Here is a 388-nt window from a genome sequence, read left to right as displayed (position 1 = left end):
CCCCGAGCGCATGGCGCGCAACATCGACGCCACCCGGGGCCTCGTGTACAGCTCGGAGGTGTTCCTGGACCTCGTCGACGGAGGCCGGGACCGCGAGGAGGCCTACCGGCTGGTCCAGGCCGCCGCCACCGAGGCCTGGGAGCGCGGCACCGGACTGGCCGACGGCCTCGCCTCCCGCGGTGTGGACGTCACCGCCGATCACATGGACCCGCGGCGCTTCCTCGGAAACCGCGAGCACCTCAAATCCCGACTGGACGAACTGAGCAAGGAGCTGCAGCAGCATGTGGAAGTGTGAGCCCGTCGTCGGTGCCAGCCTCGACGTCGCCGAAGTCACCGCCCTGTACCGCGCGTCCACCCTCGGCGAGCACCGTCCCGTCGAGGACGTCGA

General features: G+C 70.9%; 1 pseudogene. It reads left to right on the top strand.

From position 1 onward, the window contains the following. Window positions 1-295, top strand: a pseudogene (locus G3I78_RS50575) (adenylosuccinate lyase); the annotation flags it as partial. Window positions 296-388: the final 93 nt, after the last annotated feature.

Source organism: Streptomyces sp. SID13726, assembly GCF_010548375.1.
Lineage (GTDB): Bacteria > Actinomycetota > Actinomycetes > Streptomycetales > Streptomycetaceae > Streptomyces.
The sequence above is the reverse complement of the archived record's forward strand: the minus strand, read 5'-3'. Positions and strand labels throughout refer to the sequence as shown.